The organism is Microvirga sp. P5_D2, assembly GCF_054049475.1.
Window position 1 is genome coordinate 1 of sequence record NZ_JBFUMH010000100.1, and the last position, 19,626, is coordinate 19,626.

Consider the following 19,626-nt stretch of genomic DNA (forward strand, 5'->3'; position numbering starts at 1 on the left):
GGAGAACCGCTCCATGGCGGCATCCTTGTCCTTGCCGGCCATCTTGCCGTGAACGAGGCCTACCTGATTGCCGAAGAAGCCCTGGAGCATCTCGAACCTCTCCTCGGCGGCGGCGAGATCGATGGATTCGGATTCGCCGACGAGCGGGCAGACCCAGTAGACTTGGTCACCATTGGCGATGGCTCGTCCGATGCCGCCGATCACCTCGTCGAGACGGTCGATGGAAATGAGCTTGGTCGCGATGGGTTTCCGGCCCGCAGGCTTCTCGTCCAGAACCGAGACGTCCATGTCGCCGAAATAGGTGAGTGCCAGGGTGCGGGGGATCGGGGTCGCCGTCATGACGAGGATGTCCACGGCCTCACCCTTGGAGCCGAGCGCGAGGCGCTGGTGGACGCCGAAGCGATGCTGCTCATCGACCACGGCGACGCCGAGATCTTGAAACACCACGCCTTCCTGAAACAGCGCATGGGTGCCGACCGCGATCTGGATGCTGCCGTTGGCGAGCCCCTCCAGAATGGTCCGGCGCGCAACGCCTTTTTCGCGTCCCGTAAGGAGCGCGATGGTGAGCCCCGCCTCTTCGGCCATAGGCGCGAGGCGCTCGTAATGCTGGCGAGCGAGAATCTCGGTCGGCGCCATCATGGCGGCCTGACGGCCCGCCTCGATGGCGCTTGCCATGGTGAGCAGGCCGACCACGGTCTTGCCCGAGCCCACATCGCCCTGGAGAAGGCGCAGCATCTTCTTGTCGGAGACGAGATCGTGGCGGATGTCTTCCATCGCCTTGGCCTGCGCGTTCGTGAGGCCGAAGGGTAGGGCATCTTTGAGCTTTTCGACGAGATGCCCGTCGCCCGCATTTATCCGTCCCGGCAGCCGCCGCATCCGGCTTCTCACCAGGGCGAGGGCGAGTTGCGAGGCCAAAAGCTCGTCATAGGCCAAGCGCCGGCGTGGGGTGGATTTGGCCAAGGCTTCTTCGGAGAGCTGGGAAGCGTTGTCGGGCCGGTGGAGCGCGAAAAGGGCCGTGCGGAAATCGGGCAGGGCATTGCGGTCGAGCCAGGCGGCATCCTGCCATTCGGGCAATTGCGGCACCTTCTCGATAGCCGCTCCCATATACTTGCCCACCATACGCGATGAGAGACCCTCGGTCAGGCCATAGACAGCCTCGACGGCGGGAAGGTTCTCGATGCCCTTGTCATCCAGAATCCGGTCCGGATGGACCATCTGGCGGCGGCCTTCCCACAGCTCGATCTTGCCTGACACATAACGCTGCTCGCCGACCGGCAGGAGCTTTTCCAGGCGGGCCTTGTGGCCGTTGAAGAAGATCAGCGTCACGTCTCCGGTCTCGTCCTCGACCAGGATCCGGTACGGCCCTCGGCGGCCTGGGAGGGGCGCTCGGTGGGCTGCCACGGTGACGGAAAGCGTGACCGGCTCACCCACGGGGGCGTCGGCGATAGCCCCCTTCATTTCGCGGGAAATACCGCTGCTCGGCAGGTGGAACAGCAGATCCATGACGCGCGCAGGCTTGCCTGGCTCGCCGAGCAGGCGGTCCAGGAGCGGCGCGATCTTCGGCCCGACGCCGGGAAGGGTGGCGGCTGGGGCGAAAAGGGGGTCGAGAATCGAAGGGCGCAAGGACATCAAACGGGTAGTAAGTCGGAGGGAGATGTTTATATAGCGGCCAAGACGCCCGGAGGCGACGTTATCTTTCACCCGATCGGAGCATTTTCATGAGCGGAACGACACGCAGCAGCGCCGACCTCGACGTGCGCCGCAAGCAGATCCTCTACCGGTCCTGGCACCGGGGTATGCGGGAGATGGACCTGATCATGGGGCAGTTCGCGGATGCCGAGATCGGAAACCTCTCCGAAGAGGACGTGGCCGAGTTCGAGCGGCTAATCGAGGTTACGGACCGGGATCTCCTGGGCTGGATCACTGGCGAGCTGGAGACACCGTCCAATTACGACACGCCCTTGTTCCGCCGCCTGAAAAGCTTCCACACCCATACCTCGCCGATTCATAGCTGAGCCGTTCGGCGTGCCTCAGCCGACTGAACCGGGCCGAAAAGTCCGTGTTCTCTTTCCATTGATTTGATTAAGCCACCATGAAGTCTGCACTTGCCCGCGCTCTCGATGCCCTGAAAAAAGGCCAAGGCCTGACGCTTGCCAGCGTACCGGACGGGTTCGACGCGCTCGCCGTGGCCGATCTGGCGCGTGGCCTGTCGGGACACGTGGAAGGCCCTGCCGTGCTGGTGCATGTGTCCCGCGACGGGCAGCGGCAGCAGAACTTCGCCAACAGCCTCGCCTTCATCGCCCCGGAAGTGGAGATCCTGACCTTCCCGGCGTGGGACTGCCAGCCCTACGACCGCGTGTCGCCCAATACCGCGATCACGGCGCAGCGCATGACGACGCTGGCGCGGCTGGCACGCTCCAAGACCTCCGAGGAGAAGCCGCGCATTCTCTCGACCACCGTGAACGCCCTCGTCCAGCGCGTTCCGCCAAGGGCCCGCATCGCGGCGGAGACATTCTCCGCAGCACCCGGCAACGTGGTCGATACGAATCTGCTCATCGGCTGGCTGGAATCCAACGGCTTCCTGCGCACGGGCACGGTGCGCGATACGGGCGAATACGCTGTTCGCGGCGGCATCATCGATCTGTATCCGGCGGGCCTGCCCAACCCGGTGCGCCTCGACTTCTTCGGTGATGCGCTTGAATCGATCCGTTCCTTCGATCCCGAGACGCAGCGCACCGTCGGTACTCTCCGCTCCCTCGACCTCGTTCCCATGAGCGAGGTGCAGCTCACCACCGAGAGCATCAAGCGCTTCCGCCAGGCCTATGTGGCCACGTTCGGTGCACCGACGCGCGACGACCGGCTTTATGAGGCGATCAGCGAGGGGCGGCGCTACCCAGGCCTCGAACACTGGCTGCCGCTGTTCCACGACCGCCTCGACACGCTCCTCGATTATCTCCCGGACGTTCCTGTCGTTTTCGATGCGTTGGCCGACGATGCGGCGGGCGAGCGCCTGTCGCAGGTGAAGGATTATTACGACGCCCGTCGCGAGGCCATGGGACAGAGCCAGCCCGGCGTTGCGCCTTACCGCCCCCTGCCGCCGGATATGCTCTATTTCAAGCCCGATGAATGGGCCGAGCGCACGTCCAAGCTGCCGCTTGCCCGTCTAACCCCATTCGCCGCGCCGGAATCGAACGCGCCACGCATCGTCGTGGATTGCGGTGCGCGCCAGGGCCGCAATTTCATCGCCGAGCGCGCGGATGAAAACGCGAATGTGTTCGAGGCCGTGATCCGCCACATCCGCGAGCAGCAATCCGCCGGTCGCCGCGTGATCCTTGGTGCGTGGACGGAAGGCTCGCGCGAGCGGCTTTGCCACGTGCTTCAGGATCACGATCTGAGGCAGACGAAGCCCATCGCGCGCTTCTCCGACGCGATGGCCTATCCGCGCAATGAAGTGCCGGTTGGCATCTGGCCGCTGGAGCATGGCTTCGAGACGGCGGATCTCACTGTTGTCAGCGAGCAGGATATTCTTGGCGACCGTCTCGTTCGGCAGAAGCGCAAGTCCAAGCGTCCGCAAGACTTCCTGACGGAGGTCGCGGCGCTCACGCCGGGCGATCTCGTCGTCCACGTGGATCACGGTATCGGACGTTTCGAGGGCCTGAAGACCATCGAGGCCGCGGGCGCGCCGCATGATTGTCTCGAGCTGCATTATGCCGGCGGCGACCGCCTGTTCCTGCCGGTGGAGAACATCGAACTTCTGACCCGCTACGGCTCGGAAGAGACGGAAGTCCAGCTCGACAAGCTCGGTGGCGGCGCGTGGCAGGCCCGCAAGGCGCGCATGAAGCAGCGCATCCGCGAGATGGCGGGCGCGCTGATGAAGATTGCCGCCGCACGCGTTCTCAAGGATGCGCCACGCCTGATCCCGCCGGACGGCCTCTACGACGAGTTCGCCGCACGCTTCCCCTATGACGAGACCGAGGATCAGCTCAATGCCATCGAGGCAGTGCTGGACGATCTGGCGTCAGGCCGCCCGATGGATCGACTCGTCTGCGGCGATGTCGGCTTCGGGAAAACCGAGGTTGCGCTGCGTGCCGCTTTCGTCACGGCGATGAGCGGCAAGCAGGTGGCGGTTGTCGTACCGACCACGCTGCTCTCGCGCCAGCATTACAAGACCTTCTGCGAGCGCTTCCGTGGCCTGCCGCTCAATATCGCCCAGGCTTCCCGCTTCGTGCCTGCGGCGGAAATGAAGAAGACCAAGGAAGGCTTGAAGGATGGGACCGTGGACATCGTCATCGGCACCCATGCGCTGCTCGGCAAGTCGATTGCGTTCAAGGATGTCGGCCTCATCATCGTCGATGAGGAACAGCATTTCGGCGTGACCCACAAGGAGCGCCTGAAGGAGCTTCGCGCCGAAGTGCACGTGCTGACGCTCTCCGCCACTCCGATCCCGCGTACCTTACAGCTCGCGCTCACGGGTGTTCGCGAATTGTCGCTGATTACGACTGCGCCGGTGGATCGCCTTGCGGTGCGCACCTTCATCACGCCGTTCGATCCGCTGTTGATCCGCGAGGCGCTCCTGCGCGAGCGCTACAGGGGCGGGCAGGCCTTCTATGTGGTGCCGCGCCTCGATGATCTCGGGGAGGTGAAGGCCTTCCTCGATAGGGAGGTGCCGGAGGCAAAGGTGGCCGTCGCCCACGGCCAGATGGCGGCGGGGCAACTCGAAGACGTCATGACCGCTTTCTACGAAGGCAAATACGACATCCTGCTCTCGACCACGATCGTGGAATCTGGTCTCGATATTCCCACCGCCAACACGCTCATCGTGCATAGAGCCGATATGTTCGGCCTGGCGCAGCTCTATCAACTGCGCGGCCGCGTGGGCCGCTCGAAGACACGCGCCTACGCGCTCTTCGCCGTGCCCGCCAACAAGCCGTTGACGGTGCAGGCAGAGCGTCGTCTGAAAGTTCTCCAGGGACTCGATACGCTGGGTGCGGGATTCCAGCTCGCCACGCACGACCTCGACATTCGCGGCGCTGGCAACCTTCTGGGCGACGAACAGTCGGGACACATCAAGGAAGTCGGCTACGAGCTTTATCAGCAGATGCTGGAAGAAGCCGTTGCGCAGCTCAAAGCCGGCATCGAGGAGCCGACGGAGGATCAATGGTCGCCGACCATCGCGGTGGGCGCGCCGGTGATGATCCCGGAGAGCTATATTTCCGATCTTCAGCTGCGGCTTGGCCTCTATCGCCGCCTGTCGACCTTCGAGGCCGATGGCGAGATCGATGCGTTCCGCGCCGAGCTCATCGACCGCTTCGGGCCGGTGCCGTCGGAAGTCGATCAGCTTCTCAAGATCATGGCGATCAAGGTGCTGTGCCGCCGTGCGAATGTGGAGAAGGTCGATGGTGGGCCGAAGGGCATCATCATCTCTTTCCGCGACAATTCATTCGCCAACCCGACCGGTCTCATTTCCTACGTGACGGAGCAGGCATCCTTCGCGAAGGTCCGCCCCGATATGAAGATCGTGTTCGTGCGCGATGTCGAAACGCCGGATGAACGCATCAAGGCGGCGACCACGATCCTGCGCAGCCTCGTGCGCATCGCGGAAAAGAAGGCCGCCTGATGTGAGCATGGAAGCCTGGGCTGTCGTTGAAGGCGGCGAGGTCGCGGAAGCGCATCACGCGGACCGCCTCGTGCCTTGGTGGAGTTTCACCAAAACGATTCTCGCTTCGGCCGCGCTGGTTCTCGTCGAGAAAGGCTCGATCAGCTTGGACGAGCCGCTAAGCGACAAGCCTTATACGTTGCGACATCTCCTCCAGCATCGCTCCGGTCTTCCGGATTACGGCGGGCTGCGTTCCTATCATGAAGCTGTCGCGAAAGGTGAGAAGCCTTGGCCCGTTTCGCAGCTCGTGAAGGAGGCCGACGCGGAGCGTCTTCGCTATGCTCCAGGAGAAGGGTGGGATTATTCCAATATCGGCTATCTCTTCGTTCGGCATGTCATCGAGACCGTCACAGGCCAGAACCTCGACATGGCACTGCGCGAGTTGGTGCTTGATCCGCTCGACATCAAAAGCGCAAGGATCGCGCTTGATCCGCACGATCTCGACGATGTCGCGATGGGATCGGCACAGGCTTATCATCCCAGTTGGGTGTATCACGGGCTGCTCGTCGGCAGTGTCACTGATGCCGCGCTGCTGCTTCATCGCCTGATGAGCGGCGCATTGCTGCCTCGCGAGATTCTCCACCAAATGCAATCTGCCCACGTTCTCGGTGGACCCATCGAAGGACGCCCTTGGCAGGTTCCGGGTTATGGCCTGGGTTTGATGAAGGGCGAGACGACGACGGGAAAAACGGTCACCGGACATACAGGCGGCGGGCCGGGCAGCACGGTCGCGGTCTATCGATCGCTTGATGGTATACGGACAAGCGCCGTGTTTGCGATCGGCGAGGATGCGGCTGCTACGGAAACGAAGGCTTTCGAGCTTCTATAGGGATCGTCCGCTTACATTTCGGCCGCTGCGACAGCGCGGCTTCTCAATTCGTTCTGAAGCATCGTTGCAGCACCGCACACGCCACCGGTAATGATCACGGGAGTGCTGGTGTCGGACAAGGACTTGCGCAGGCGAGAGGCCAATTCCAGGAATCGTTTCCGCTCGGACCAATCGGCATGATGAGGCATCTGCACGACGACGGCCGCAGGGCTTGGAATCAGCGCAAGAACATCGTCCGCGGCCTCAAAAGGTGTCGTGACACTGGCGTAACCCATACCGGCGAGTTCTGCCGATAGTGCGCTGTCAGGAGCGCGCTCGCCGCTATCCACGACGAGAACCTTCTGCATTCCATTCATGGCAACACCTTAGCTAGACGCGACAGCTTGAGACGGGAAACACCCCGATAAACGTTCGCGGCCGAGATTAGTTGCACTTGCTACATGAATGGAAGCTCAACAGTAAGTGTTGCTTTGTTTCAGGAAAGTCAGTTCCGGTTGCGCCACCAAGTGTCGATATTGACGCCGGACAGGGGGATGCGGCCCGTGTGCTTGAGATTGCTGTCATAAGCAAGCCATTGTTCTCCCACGTAAAACAACGGCACCACGTAAAAACCGGACAGGAGAACCCGGTCGAGGGCGCGCACGCTTGCAACGAAATCCTCCCGGCTTCTTGCTTCCAGCAATGCATCGATCAGGCGATCGATGGCGGGTGAGTTAGCTCCGGAGTGGTTGAGGGAACCGCCCCTTTGGGCTGCGGATGAGCCCCAGCGGTTGCGCTGTTCGTTGCCTGGAGAGGCCGAGGCGGGCCACACCCATTGCACCATGTCGAACTCGAATCGGGACAGACGGCGCCAGTACTGCACATTGTCCACATGGCGCACATTCGCCCGTATCCCGACCCGCTGGAGGCTTTGCGCGAAGTTGAGCGCCAGACGCTCCTGCACGCTCGAATTGACTAGCACCTCGAACACGAAAGGCTCTCCGGTGTCCTTCCGGCGCAGCCCATTGTCATCCAGAACCCAGCCGGCCTCCTCAAGAAGGGCAAGGGCTTGGCGCGCCGCCGTCCGGTCCCGGCCCGAGCCATCCGAGGCGGGCGGCGTCCAACGACCTTCCATGATGTCGGCCCGGACTGCATTCGGGAACGAGGCGAGCAGGGTGCGCTCACGCTCATCGGCCGGGCGTCCGACGGATGAGAGTTCCGAATCGGCGAAGTAGCTGTCTGCCCGCTTCAACAGGCCGTAATAGAGATTGCGGTTCAGCCAATCGAAATCGAAGAGGTAGCCGAGAGCCTCGCGGACCTTCGGGTCCTGGAAGATCGGGCGGCGGGTGTTGAACACCAATCCGTTCATGCCCTTGGGAAGCTGGACGCGAACCTGTTCCCGCACGATGCGCCCGCTATGGATGCCCGGAAAATCATAGCCCGTAGCCCAGCGGCCGGGCTCGCCTTCGAGGCGGTAATCGTAGAGGCCGGCCCGGAAGGCTTCGAACAGGGTATTGGCGTCGCGATAGAAGTCGTAGCGGATCTCATCGAAGTTATAGAGCCCGCGCAGCAGCGGCAGGTCCTCGGCCCAGAAATCCTTGCGCCGCTTCAGCGTCACCCGCTCGCCGGGGCGYACCTCGGTGATTTCGTAGGGGCCGGAACCGATGGGCGGGGTGAGGGTGGTCCTGTCGAAGGTGTCCGGGTCGGTGGCGTGGGCTGCGAAGATCGGCATCGTCGCGATGATCAGAGGCAGTTCCCGGTCATTGGCACCGGAGAGATCGAACCTGATGCGATGCGGATCGATAATCTCGACCGCCTTCACCTGCCCGAAGCTCGAGCGGTGGAAGGGTTTTCCGTGCTTTTTCAGAACCTCGAACGTGAACCGGACATCCTCGGCCGTCAGGGGGCGGCCGTCCGAGAAGCGGGCTCTCGGGTCAAGATTGAAGGTCACGGAGGATCGGTCGTCCGGCATCTCCGCTGATCGTGCGATGAGGCCATAGACCGTGAAGGGCTCGTCCGCCGAGCGCATCATGAGGCTCTGGAGGACGTAGCGAGGCACCACATCGGGCGCGACGCCGATCACAATCATGGGATTGAGGCTGTCGTAATTGCCTTCGAGCGCAAGCGTGATTCGCCCGCCCTTTTTGGCTGCGGGGTCCGCATAAGGCAGGTGGTTGAAGCCGGGTGGCAGAGCGGGCTCGCCGTGCATGGCGATACCATGACGCACTGCTTCTTCGGCCCTCACGGCACCGAGGGACACAAAAGCGGCGCAGAAACAGGCCACGAGCAGTGATAAAACCCTTATGATCCTTCGCGTCATGGTGCTTTCGCCGAGGGAGACCGGGCTCCAGGGCAATATTGTACAAAAAGTTGTCCAGAGTGACTGGAAACCTAACACATGAAAGGTTAAAGGAGCGCCACACGTCATGTCTTCGCCGCAATCGGCAAAGATTCACCGTACCATTGCAGGTTTGAAGAACACCGAATTCAACGGCTCACTCAAAAGCCGACCTTTCGACTGAAGAGGATCTAACGACATGTCATTCGCGACACGAATCGCGAGCCTGGGGGGTACCCGTGGCCTGGCGACTGCCCTGGCCCTTCTGGTGAGCGCACCCGCTTTTGCTCAGACTGCCCCGGCCCAGCCGCGTCCGGCAGCTCCCGCCGCTCAGCCCGCCCGTCCGGCGGCTCCTGCTGCTGGCCAGCCGGCGCAGCCCCAGCAGCCGGCCGGCCCCACGGTCGTTCAGGTGAAGGCCGAGCCTTCGCAGCCGGAATGGACCAAGGTCTGCGGCAAGGATCAGAACACCAACACTGAGATCTGCTACACCACCCGTGATTTCGTGTCCGACCAGGGCCAGCCGGTCCTCGCGCTCGCCGTCTACGACATCAAGGGTCAGCAGCCCCAGAAGGTCGTCCGCTTCGTGATGCCGCTCGGCCTGTTGCTGAAGCCCGGCCTGCGCTTCGCGGTCGACCAGGGTCAGGCTGTTCCCGGCAGCTACGTCATGTGCCTGCCCAACGGCTGCTTCGCCGAGGCTCAGGTGAAGGACGACTTCATCGCCTCGTTCAAGAAGGGCGCCAGCCTGAACGTCAGCGTTCAGAACCAAGCCGGCCGCGAGATCACCTTCGCCGTTCCGGCTGCCGGTTTCGCCAAGTCCTTCGACGGCGCTCCGATCGACCCGAAGGTGCTCGAAGAGCAGCAGCGCAAGCTGCAGGAAGAGCTGCAGAAGAAGAGCGAAGAGATGCGTCAGAAGATGCTCCAGAGCCAGGGTGGTGCCGCCGCTCCGAATGCTGGCGCACCGGCCGCTCAGGCAGCTCCCAAGCCGTAAGCTTCGGATTGCCAGACGAACAAAAAGAAACGCCGGGCTCATTGCCCGGCGTTTTCATTTCTGGTCTCGCCGTTCAGTTGGCGAGAATGGGTTTGGCCTTGTAGGCCCCGTTCTTGTCCCGGATGAACATTTCCTCGATCATCGGGTTGCGCAGGGGCTCTTCCGAATGGTCCGGCAGAAGGTTCTGCTCGGATACGTAGGCAATGTATTCGGTTTCCGCGTTCTCGGCGAAGAGATGGTAGAAAGGCTGCTCCTTATGAGGCCGCACTTCTTCCGGAATCGACATCAGCCACTCTTCCGTGTTGTCGAATTCTGGGTCGACGTCGAAAATAAGTCCTCTGAAATCGAACAGGCGATGCCTGACCACCTGGCCGATCGCGAATTTGGCTGAACTCGCTTTCATGGGCATGGGTCTTAACTCCTTGATCTTGCATATAGACATGCAAGCGGGAATCTCCAAATCCGCCCCGCGTCACAATCAGGAGAGCAGGGTCTGAGCCTCCTCAATCGCAGGTGCAAGGATCGGGCCAATTCCTTCCAACGGCCTGCGAGCCTTGCGTTTTCGGACTGAGGGCCTGTCGAAAGATGGGATTGCTGCAAGGTTGGAACCTTGCCAGAAGGGACGCTCGTTCGAGCCATTCCTTTTCTTGCGCCGTCTCAGGAGCCCGCGATGTCCGAGCTGATCGGGCTTTTCAATCTGCTTGCGCCGTTTTTCGGCCTGATCGGGCTCGGCTTTCTCTGCGGGAAGATCGTCAAGCAGCCGGAAGGCGGCCTCGCGTGGATGCAGTTCTTCCTGATTTATGTGGCGCTGCCCTGCCTGTTTTTCCGGCTCATTGCCGACAAGCCGCTCGATGAGTTGGCGAACTGGTCCTTCATCGCGGCCACCACATTCTCCACCGCTTGCGCCTTTGCGTTGTCCTTCGCGGCAGGCTGGCGGTACACGCGGGAATTGCCGCAATCGGTGATGCAGGGCGTCGCGGGTTCCTATTCCAACATCGGCTATATGGGCCCGCCGCTGATCCTGGCCGCCATGGGCACGGCGGCGAGCGCGCCGGTGGTGCTGATTTTCATCTTCGACAGCCTCTTCCTTTTCTCCGTCGTGCCGCTGCTGATGTCGTTTGCCGGTGTCGACAGACTCAGCCTCGGGGCCACGATCAGAAAGATCGTCTGGAGGGTCGTCACCCATCCGTTCAACATCGCCACCGCCGTCGGCATCGCGGCGAGCTATCTGCATCTCAAGGCGCCGGGACCCATCGACCAGATGGTGACATGGCTCTCGGGAGCTGCCGCGCCCTGCGCACTCTTCCTGCTCGGCGTCACCGTGGCGCTCCGGCCGCTGCAACGGATACCGGGCGAGGTGCCCGCACTCGTGCTGATCAAGCTGGTGCTTCACCCACTTCTCGTCTGGATCGTACTCTCGGCTATCGGCGATTTCGGGCAGGCCTGGACTTATGCCGCCGTCGTCATGGCGGCCTTGCCGCCCGCACTGAACATCTTCGTCATCTCGACCCAGTACAATGTCGGTGTCGAGCGTGCCTCGGCCTGCGTTCTCATCGGAACGCTCGCCTCCATGGTGACGCTCACCACCGTTCTCTACTTCACCACGAGAACCGGCATCCTGCCTTACGATCTTTTCCCTTAAGCAACTGATGCATCCTGCATCAGGCGAGGGGCACCGACGCGAGGAAGCACACCTTCGCGCATGACGATTCTCCGCAGCGGGCCGATATGGCTGAGCGCCAGAAGGCCAGCGCCGCGCAAGAAGTCGGCCGGGATCATGCCGGTGAGAAGAGTGCGGTTCAGCCCATCGACGGCGGCGGTCCGCAGTCGCACATCGAGATCGCGGCTGCGCTGGTAGAACCGCAATGTCTCGGGCGAACCCGGCTCTTGTCCTTCTTCAAAGGCATCGAGAACGGCATCTCTCAACGAAGCCACATCCCTGAAACCCAGGTTGAGGCCCTGCGCGCCGATCGGTGGGAAAACGTGCGCCGCTTCGCCGACAAGGGCAAGGCGCGGAACGCCGTAGCGGGAAACCGACAGGCCGCTCATGGGCACGAGGCCGCGCGGGCCGTCGATCCGCATGGCACCGAGATGGGAATGGGCCTGGCGCTCGATCTCGGCAGCCAGGGCCGCATCATCGAGCTTCGAGAGGCGCTCGGCCTGTTTCTGGCTCGTCACCCAGACGAGGCTGGAGCGCTTGCCGGGCAGGGGAACCAGCGTGAAAGGCCCATGGCGGGTGTGAAACTCGGTTGAGGTCTCCCGATGGTCCCGGTCATGCGCCAGGATCGTCGTGACAGCCGATTGGGGATAGGACCATGTCTGGGTTTCAATCCCGGCGATCTGGCGGAGCTTGGAATTGCGCCCGTCGGCGGCAACCACAAGGCTAGCCTGGATCTCTGACCCATCGGCAAGGGTAATGGAGGCATGATCGGGCCCAGCATGGAAGGCAGTCGCGAAATGCGGCAGCAAGGTCAGGTTCTCATAAGCCTTCGCGGCCTCGGCCATCTTCTCCACGAGGGTCGCGTTCTCGATGTTCCAGCCGAAGGCATCAAGGCCGATCTCACCGGCTGAAAACGAGGCCGGAGGCGGCCGGAACAGGCTGCCTGTATCGTCGATGATGCGCATGGTCTCGAGCGGGGCCGCTTCCGGCACGAGGGAGGGCCATACGCCGAGCGCCTCCAGAAACCGGACCGAGCCGTTGAGCAGGGCGACCGTACGGCCATCACGCCGGACATCGAGGCCGCCGATGAGAACAGTCTTGTATCCGTCCCGCGCGAAGGCGAGCGCCGCGCTCAAACCTGCCGCTCCAGCACCGACAACCGCAATGTTATAGACTGTCCCGGTCACGATCTTCTCCCGCCATCTGCCTGTGGACGGCTTGCCGACTCACCATAAACCATGGATTCGCCATTGCCGATCCATGTGCCGCATCCCTATGATCTGGATCAATGGTTCCTTCGAAACCCACTTCAACCTTTAAGTCAGAGACGCTTGCGTGAAGGCAGACGTATCACCATCCCGGCCGCCCCTCGTCGAGCTTAAAGGCATCAGCAAGCGTTACGGCGATCTTCTTGCCAATGACGGCATCGACCTGGCCATCGAGCCCGGCGAGATCCATGCGCTCCTCGGAGAGAACGGCGCCGGCAAATCCACCCTGGTCAAGATCCTCTACGGCGTCATAGAGCCCAGTGCCGGTGAAATCCGCTGGGAGGGCAAGCCCGTCACCATCACTTCACCGGTCGAGGCGAGAAATCTCGGGCTCGGCATGGTGTTCCAGCACTTCTCTTTATTCGATGAGATGACGGTGGCTGAAAACATCGCGGTCGCGCTCTCCAGCGAATGGGGCCTTGCCACGGTCCGCAGCAAGCTCGGCGAGATCAGCCAGACTTATGGTCTCGCCCTCGATGCCGACCGGGCCGTCTGGACTCTGTCGGCCGGTGAGCGCCAGCGCATCGAGATCGTGCGCTGCCTTCTGCAGAACCCCCGCTTGCTCATTCTGGATGAACCGACCTCCGTGCTCACGCCGCAGGAGGCGGAGCATCTGTTCGTGACGCTCGACAAGCTTTCCGCGGATGGCTGCTCCATCCTCTACATTTCCCACAAGCTCGAAGAGGTACGCCGCCTCTGCCGCCGCGCCACGATCCTCAGGGCAGGGCGCGTGGTCGCGAGCATCGACCCGCGTGCCAGCAGCGCGCGCGAAATCGCGGCGCTCATGGTCGGCAACGAGGTCGGCGACATTCGCACGGACGCACCCCATCAGCCGCAAGGCGCGGTTCTGACGGTCGAGCATCTCACCATGCCTCCCGCCGGACTGCATGGGCAGGCTTTGAAGGACATCAACCTCGTGGCGCGCGCCGGCGAGGTTGTCGGCATCGCGGGCGTGGCAGGCAACGGTCAGAGCGAGCTATTCGCCGCCCTGTCCGGCGAGCGCCTAGCCGATCGGGACAATGCAATCACGATTGCGGGCCGCGCTTGCGGCACTACCGGCATCGACGGACGGCGCAGGCTCGCGGCGGCTTTCGTTCCCGAGGAGCGGCTGGGACACGCGGCGGCACCCACGCATCGTCTCAGCGAAAACACCCTGATCTCGCACGCGGCGACGGAAGTCAGCAGCACGGGCTTCATTCTCCTCAATGCCGCAAAGCGCCTTGCCAGCAGCATCATCAGGAGCTTCGACGTGCGCACGCCCGAGGGCGATCCGCAGGCGCGCAAGCTCTCCGGCGGCAATCTGCAGAAATTCGTTATCGGCCGCGAGATCATCCGCAAGCCGAAGCTGTTGATCGTCGATCAACCGACCTGGGGCGTGGATGCGGGCGCGGCGCGCCTGATCCGGCAGGCGCTCGTCGATTTGGCCCGCGAGGGCAGCGCGGTCGTGGTCGTAAGTCAGGACTTGGATGAATTGTTTGAAGTCGCGGACCAGATGGCGGTGATTCACCACGGTACTTTAAGCCCGTTGAAGCCCATCAAAGAATGGACCAAGGAAGCGGTCGGCCTTGAAATGCTGGGCGTGGCGCGAACCACCGGGGATGCACATGCGGTTTGAGCTGACGCCCCGGACCACCGTGTCTCCGGTGATGCGGGCGGTTGCCCCCGTCGCCGCGTTCATCACGTCCTTTCTGATCGCAGGCTTCGTCATCTGGCTCATGGGCCGTTCACCCATCGCGGCCTTCGATGTCTACGTCGTGCAGCCTCTCAGCGACCCTTGGGCGCTGCAGGAACTGCTCGTGAAGGCGACGCCGCTGGCGCTGATCGCCATCGGCCTGTCCTATTGCTTTCGCGCCAACCTCTGGAACATTGGAGCGGAGGGGCAGTATGTTATCGGCGCGGTTCTCGGCGGCTGGCTCGCGCTGAAAACCCACGGCACCGATGCGGGCTTCTGGGTACTGCCGCTCATGCTGCTGCTCGGCATCATCGGCGGCGCGCTCTACGGCCTGATCCCGGCCTTCCTGAAGACGCGCTTCGGGGTCAATGAAATCCTCACCAGCCTGATGCTGGTCTATGTGGCCCAGCTGATCCTCGATTATCTCGTGCGCGGCCCATGGCGCGATCCAAAGGGCTTCAACTTTCCGCAATCGGTAACCTTCGATCCATCCGCGACGCTTCCGCCTGTCATGGAAGCAAGCCGCGTTCATCTAGGCACCGTCTTCGCCCTGGTCGCTGTGGTGATCACGGCGGTGGTCCTGGGGCGGACCCTCTTCGGCTATCGCTTGAAACTGACCGGTGATGCACCTCGCGCCGCGCGGTTCGCGGGCTTCAGTTCCAAAGCGACGACCATGGCGGTCTTCGCCATTTCGGGCGGCTTGGCAGGCCTTGCCGGTATCACCGAAGTGTCGGGCCAGATCGGCCAGCTGCAACCCTCTATCTCGCCGGGATACGGATTCACGGCCATCACGGTCGCATTCCTTGGCAGGCTCAACCCCATCGGCATCATGATCGCGGCGCTCGTGGTGGCGCTCACCTTCATCGGCGGCGAGAGCGCGCAGATCATGCTGAAGCTGCCGCTCGACCTGACCCAGGCCTTCCAGGGCATCCTGCTTCTCTGCGTGCTCGCAGCGGACGCATTGGTCAGCTATCGCATTCGCTTCGTCGCACGGGGAGGGGCCAAGTGACCATTTTCGAGGCTATTCTCCTCACCATCGTCACCGCATCGACCCCGCTTCTCATCGCGGCCCTTGGCGAACTCGTGGCCGAACGCTCGGGAGTCCTGAATCTTGGTGTCGAGGGCATGATGGCCATGGGTGCTGCGTGCAGCTTCGCCGCCGCCGTAACCTTCGACTCGACGCTGCTCGGCGTCGGGGCGGGCATTCTTGCTGGCGCTTTCATGGCGGCGCTGTTCGCCTTGGTCGTTTTGGGATTTGCAGCAAACCAGGTCGGCTCAGGCTTGGCGCTGACCATTTTCGGCCTCGGCCTGTCCGGCCTGATCGGCGCACCCTTCGTGGGTGCCCGACGCGATCCCGTTGCGCCCGTGGACGTTCCGATCCTCAGCGATATCCCCGTCATAGGCCGCCTGTTTTTTGAGCAGGATCTCTTCGTCTATGCGTCCTTCGTCCTGACGATCCTTGTCGCCATCTACCTCACCCGGACCCGCTCCGGCCTGACCCTTCGCTCCATCGGCGAGAACCACACCTCGGCCAATGCGCTCGGGTTGCCCGTGTGGCGGGTGCGCTTCTGGGCCATCCTGTTCGGAGGCGCCTGCGCGGGCTTGGCTGGTGCGTACCTTGCCCTTGTCTACACACGCTTTTGGTCGCCCGGCATGACGGCGGGCCGTGGCTGGATTGCTCTAGCGCTCGTCGTTTTCGCGGCTTGGCGGCCCGGCTGGCTGGTGGTCGGCGCCTATATCTTCGGGGCGGCGACCGTACTTCAGCTCCATGCCCAGGCGGCGCAGTTCGGTGTGCCATCGCAACTGCTTTCGGCGGTGCCCTATCTCGCCACGATTATCGCCCTGCTGCTCCTCTCCTTAAGGCATGGCAGAGCAATCGGAGCGCCCGGTTCGCTGGGCACGCCCTTCGTGCCTGACCGTTAGGCAAAGTGGTGTTAATGTGATCAAATTGCAGGCAGAGGAATTCTTGCCAGAATGCTTCAGACCTGCGACGGAATGGTGGAAATCTAAACTCGAGGGAACGAGCATGTTTTCAGGGAAAGTCTTTGGAGCAGTGGCAGGGGCCGCTGTCCTGGCTCTGTCGGCAACCGGCGCATTCGCGCAGGCGAAGGACAAAATCAAGGTCGGCTTCATTTATGTGGGTCCGGTGGGCGACCATGGCTGGAGTTACCAGCACGACCAGGGTCGTCAGGCCATCGAGAAGGCCTTTCCGGGCAAGGTGACCACCACCTTCGTGGAGAGCGTGCCTGAGGCCGATTCCGAGCGCGCCATCGAGCAGCTCGCCCGTACGGGCCACGACCTGATCTTCACGACTTCCTTCGGCTTCATGGAGCCGACCTTGAAAGTCGCGAAGAAGTACCCGAACATCAAGTTCGAGCACGCCACCGGCTTCAAGCGCGCTCCGAACCTCTCTACCTACGCCGCGAAGTTCCACGAGGGCCGCTACATCATCGGCCAGATCGCCGGCAAGATGACGAAGTCGAACACCATCGGCTACGTCGGCGCTTTCCCGATCCCGGAAGTGGTCGCTGGCATCAACGCCTTTTATCTCGGCGCCAAGTCCGTGAACCCGGACGTGAAGATCAAGATCGTTTTCGCCAACACTTGGTATGACCCCGCGAAGGAAGGCGATGCCGCCAAGGCCCTGCTCGACCAGGGCGTGGACATGCTGGCCCAGCACACGGACAGCCCGGCCCCGATCCAGGCGGCAGAGGCCCGTGGCAAGTTCGGCTTCGGCCAGGCCTCCGACATGGAGCGTTTCGCTCCCAAGGCCCAGCTGACCGCCATCGTCGATAACTGGTCCGACTATTACGTCGCCCGCGCCAAGGCCGTTCTCGACGGCACCTGGAAGTCGGAAGATCTGTGGGGCGGCATCAACGCCCACATGGTCGTCATGTCTCCCTACAAGAACATGCCCGACGACGTGAAGAAGATGGCCGAAGAGACCGAGGCCGCTATCAAGGCTGGCACACTCAACCCCTTCAAGTGCCCGATCATCGGCCAGGACGGCAAGGAGATCGAGTGCAAGGGCAACGGCGCTCTCTCGGATGAGCAGGTGCTCGGCATGAACTTCTACGTGAAGGGCATCGAGGACAAGATCCCGCAATAAGCGCGGAGATACATCATCCGAAGCGAGGGCAGCCCCGCTGGGCTGCCCTTTTTCGTTGGAATTTTTGAGCGGCGAACGGCTTAGACTTTTTGATCTAATTGACCCTGCCTCCATTCGCGCGGGATATCAGGGAGCGGCAAGAAACTAAGCAAGGGCAAGTATCTTGAGTCAGAGCGGCCACATTCAGAATCGCGTGGCATGGTGGCTGGTCGGTCTCATGGTGTTCGTCGACACCGTGTGGTTTCTCGTGTCCGATTACGAAATGTCCTTGATCGGAATGTCCAGGGCATTCATTGGCATAGTGTTGGTAGGGATTCCGCTTCTGATCTACGGAACCCTTCGCTACGATCGGAAGATTGTTTCAGCACTCTCAAGCGTGCTTCTCCTCATAGGGTTTTCTGTCGCAGCCGCACCTCTCTCATATCTTTTTGCCGGGCTCGACCTCCCTCTATGGGACGAGACCTTGCACCGCTGGGACCAAGCCCTCGGCATTGATTGGCGGTCTTATCTCGCTTGGACGAACGAGCATCCGCTCATCGGCGTAATCTTCACTCTGGCCTACCGGAGCCTTATGCCTCAGATGGTTGCCATCTGCCTGCTGCTGGCTTTCGCGGGGCGATACTGGGAACTGCGCGTATTCAACCTCGCCGTTGTCCTGTCCGGCGTATTGTGCGTGCTTCTCTCGGCCTTGATGCCGGCTATGGCAATGTATGTTCAACTGGGGTTGAAGCCGCATGACTTCCCCAATCTTTCACCTGCGGCTGCCTATGTTCATGTCGACCATATCCTCGGCCTCAGGGACGGAAGCTTCCGGTTCTTCGAGCTCGATAAGGCGGAAGGCATCATCACCTTCCCGAGCTATCATGCATCGCTGGCAGTCATCTTTCTCGCTGGTCTCTGGACCGTCCCCTTGCTGCGCTGGCCGGGCGCCGCTCTCAATCTCCTGGTCATCGCGGCGACGCCGATCGACGGAGGCCATTATTTTGTCGATGTCGGCGCCGGAATTGCGATCGCTGTTTCATGCCTGCTGATAGCGCGACATGCCAGCCGGATCTTCCGCTGGGAGGACGCAGTGCAAACTCCTGCTCCGACATCCCTTTTCGGCCGCTCGAAAAGCTGGGCTACCTGAGTGTCTGGCTCGTAAAAGCGGACGGCTCTTTTCCCTCCCCCTTGCGGGGAGGGTTAGGGTGGGGGTGGTGCGACCGGGTGAGCGGCAGCCCCATTTTTGCACGGTATAACCGGCGCTCGCTTCTGGAGGGTGCCGGGGGCTCTGACTGGGCGACCCCGCCCTCGATCCCGCCCCGCAAGGGGGAGGGAAGCACGCGCCACATCCTTTATGAGCCAGCCTCTCAGGATGAGGGCTGTGAATTGACCAAGACGTGGATGGCCGGGGCGAGCCCGGCCATGACGTCGAGAGTATGGAAGGCGCTGCGCCTTAAACAACCGTCCCGTGCAGATCGTACTCATCCGAGCTCTCGATCTTCACGTTCACGATCTCGCCCGGCTGGAGCGGCTGCTTGGACGCCACATAGACCACGCCGTCGATCTCGGGCGCGTCGTACTTGGTGCGGCCCGTAGAGACTGTCGCGCCCTGTTCGTCGATGATGACGGGCAGGGTCTTGCCGACGCGGCCTTTCAGAAGCTCGGCGCTGACTTCCTGCTGCGTCTGCATGAAGCGGTGCCAGCGCTCCTCCTTCACCTCGTCAGGCACGGCGCCGGGGATGTCGTTGGCGGGCGCGCCTTTAACCGGCTCGTACTGGAAGCAGCCGGCGCGGTCGATCTTGGCGTCCCTCAGCCATTGCATCAGGAGGTCTGCATCCTGCTCCGTCTCGCCGGGGAAGCCGACGATGAAGGTGGAGCGGATGGCGAGATCCGGGCAGATCTCGCGCCATTTCCTGATGCGCTCCAGGGTCTTCTCCTGGTTGCCAGGCCGTCGCATGAGCTTGAGGACGCTCGGCGAGGCGTGCTGGAAGGGAATGTCGAGGTAGGGAAGGATCTTGCCCTCCGCCATGAGCGGAATAACCTCGTCCACATGCGGGTAGGGGTAGACGTAGTGCATCCGCACCCACATGCCGAGCTCGCCCAGCTCCTTGGCGAGCTCATAGAACCGAGTGCGGACCTCCCGGA

At 62.4% G+C, this 19,626-nt stretch carries 16 protein-coding genes; 10 read left to right on the plus strand and 6 right to left on the minus strand.

Annotation, left to right across the window (positions count from 1 at the left end; translation table 11 throughout):
• Positions 1 to 1,629 (minus strand): ATP-dependent DNA helicase RecG (gene recG / locus ACXJKO_RS20735; protein ID WP_457092976.1); only part of this gene is annotated, 1,629 nt, incomplete at its 3' end.
• 89 nt (positions 1,630 to 1,718) lie between these two features.
• Between recG and ACXJKO_RS20740 the strand changes: the two genes are divergently transcribed.
• The 3 genes from ACXJKO_RS20740 to ACXJKO_RS20750 all read left to right on the plus strand — a co-directional run bounded on the left by ACXJKO_RS20740 (position 1,719) and on the right by ACXJKO_RS20750 (position 6,485).
• Complete coding sequence (locus ACXJKO_RS20740; protein WP_457092977.1) at positions 1,719 to 2,015, plus strand: FAD assembly factor SdhE; 297 nt, start codon at positions 1,719 to 1,721, stop codon at positions 2,013 to 2,015.
• 77 nt (positions 2,016 to 2,092) lie between these two features.
• Positions 2,093 to 5,617: a transcription-repair coupling factor gene (mfd, locus tag ACXJKO_RS20745; protein WP_457092978.1), complete on the plus strand. Its 3,525-nt coding sequence runs from the start codon at positions 2,093 to 2,095 to the stop codon at positions 5,615 to 5,617.
• Between the two features lie 7 nt (positions 5,618 to 5,624).
• Positions 5,625 to 6,485, plus strand: coding sequence for a serine hydrolase domain-containing protein (locus ACXJKO_RS20750; protein WP_457092979.1), 861 nt, complete (start codon positions 5,625 to 5,627; stop codon positions 6,483 to 6,485).
• A gap of 11 nt (positions 6,486 to 6,496) precedes the next feature.
• Here the strand turns inward: ACXJKO_RS20750 and ACXJKO_RS20755 are convergent, their stop codons facing one another.
• Both ACXJKO_RS20755 and ACXJKO_RS20760 read right to left on the minus strand, forming a co-directional pair.
• Complete coding sequence (locus tag ACXJKO_RS20755; RefSeq protein ID WP_457092980.1) at positions 6,497 to 6,841, minus strand: hypothetical protein; 345 nt, start codon at positions 6,839 to 6,841, stop codon at positions 6,497 to 6,499.
• A gap of 128 nt (positions 6,842 to 6,969) precedes the next feature.
• Positions 6,970 to 8,691 (minus strand): extracellular solute-binding protein, encoded by a 1,722-nt coding sequence (locus tag ACXJKO_RS20760; RefSeq protein ID WP_457092981.1) that lies wholly within the window; start codon positions 8,689 to 8,691, stop codon positions 6,970 to 6,972.
• A gap of 310 nt (positions 8,692 to 9,001) precedes the next feature.
• Here ACXJKO_RS20760 and ACXJKO_RS20765 point away from each other — a divergent pair, with 310 nt between their 5' ends.
• Positions 9,002 to 9,790, plus strand: coding sequence for an invasion associated locus B family protein (locus ACXJKO_RS20765; RefSeq protein ID WP_457092982.1), 789 nt, complete (start codon positions 9,002 to 9,004; stop codon positions 9,788 to 9,790).
• A gap of 73 nt (positions 9,791 to 9,863) precedes the next feature.
• On the opposite strand, the gene hspQ is transcribed toward ACXJKO_RS20765, so the two are convergent.
• Positions 9,864 to 10,193, minus strand: a complete 330-nt coding sequence (gene hspQ, locus ACXJKO_RS20770; protein WP_457092991.1) for a heat shock protein HspQ — start codon at positions 10,191 to 10,193, stop codon at positions 9,864 to 9,866.
• Between the two features lie 267 nt (positions 10,194 to 10,460).
• Between hspQ and ACXJKO_RS20775 the strand changes: the two genes are divergently transcribed.
• Complete coding sequence (locus tag ACXJKO_RS20775; RefSeq protein WP_457092983.1) at positions 10,461 to 11,432, plus strand: AEC family transporter; 972 nt, start codon at positions 10,461 to 10,463, stop codon at positions 11,430 to 11,432.
• Here the strand turns inward: ACXJKO_RS20775 and ACXJKO_RS20780 are convergent.
• Positions 11,429 to 12,637: a UbiH/UbiF family hydroxylase gene (locus ACXJKO_RS20780; RefSeq protein WP_457092984.1), complete on the minus strand. Its 1,209-nt coding sequence runs from the start codon at positions 12,635 to 12,637 to the stop codon at positions 11,429 to 11,431. The genes ACXJKO_RS20775 and ACXJKO_RS20780 overlap by 4 nt on opposite strands.
• A gap of 148 nt (positions 12,638 to 12,785) precedes the next feature.
• On the opposite strand from ACXJKO_RS20780, the gene ACXJKO_RS20785 reads away from it, so the two are divergent.
• From ACXJKO_RS20785 to ACXJKO_RS20805, 5 genes are all read left to right on the plus strand, one after another.
• Positions 12,786 to 14,333 carry an ABC transporter ATP-binding protein gene (locus ACXJKO_RS20785; RefSeq protein WP_457092985.1) on the plus strand — a complete coding sequence of 516 codons (1,548 nt, stop codon included), beginning with the start codon at positions 12,786 to 12,788 and terminating at the stop codon, positions 14,331 to 14,333.
• Positions 14,323 to 15,399: an ABC transporter permease gene (locus tag ACXJKO_RS20790; protein WP_457092986.1), complete on the plus strand. Its 1,077-nt coding sequence runs from the start codon at positions 14,323 to 14,325 to the stop codon at positions 15,397 to 15,399. Before ACXJKO_RS20785 ends, ACXJKO_RS20790 begins: the two co-directional genes overlap by 11 nt.
• Positions 15,396 to 16,313, plus strand: a complete 918-nt coding sequence (locus tag ACXJKO_RS20795) for an ABC transporter permease (RefSeq protein WP_457092987.1) — start codon at positions 15,396 to 15,398, stop codon at positions 16,311 to 16,313. Before ACXJKO_RS20790 ends, ACXJKO_RS20795 begins: the two co-directional genes overlap by 4 nt.
• Before the next feature lie 103 nt (positions 16,314 to 16,416).
• Positions 16,417 to 17,499: a BMP family ABC transporter substrate-binding protein gene (locus ACXJKO_RS20800; RefSeq protein ID WP_457092988.1), complete on the plus strand. Its 1,083-nt coding sequence runs from the start codon at positions 16,417 to 16,419 to the stop codon at positions 17,497 to 17,499.
• 193 nt (positions 17,500 to 17,692) lie between these two features.
• On the plus strand, positions 17,693 to 18,628 hold the full coding sequence (locus ACXJKO_RS20805; RefSeq protein ID WP_457092989.1) for a phosphatase PAP2 family protein: 936 nt from the start codon (positions 17,693 to 17,695) through the stop codon (positions 18,626 to 18,628).
• Positions 18,629 to 18,934: 306 nt separating this feature from the next.
• On the opposite strand, the gene ACXJKO_RS20810 is transcribed toward ACXJKO_RS20805, so the two are convergent.
• Positions 18,935 to 19,626: radical SAM protein (locus tag ACXJKO_RS20810; RefSeq protein ID WP_457092990.1), on the minus strand; the 692-nt coding region annotated here is incomplete at its 5' end.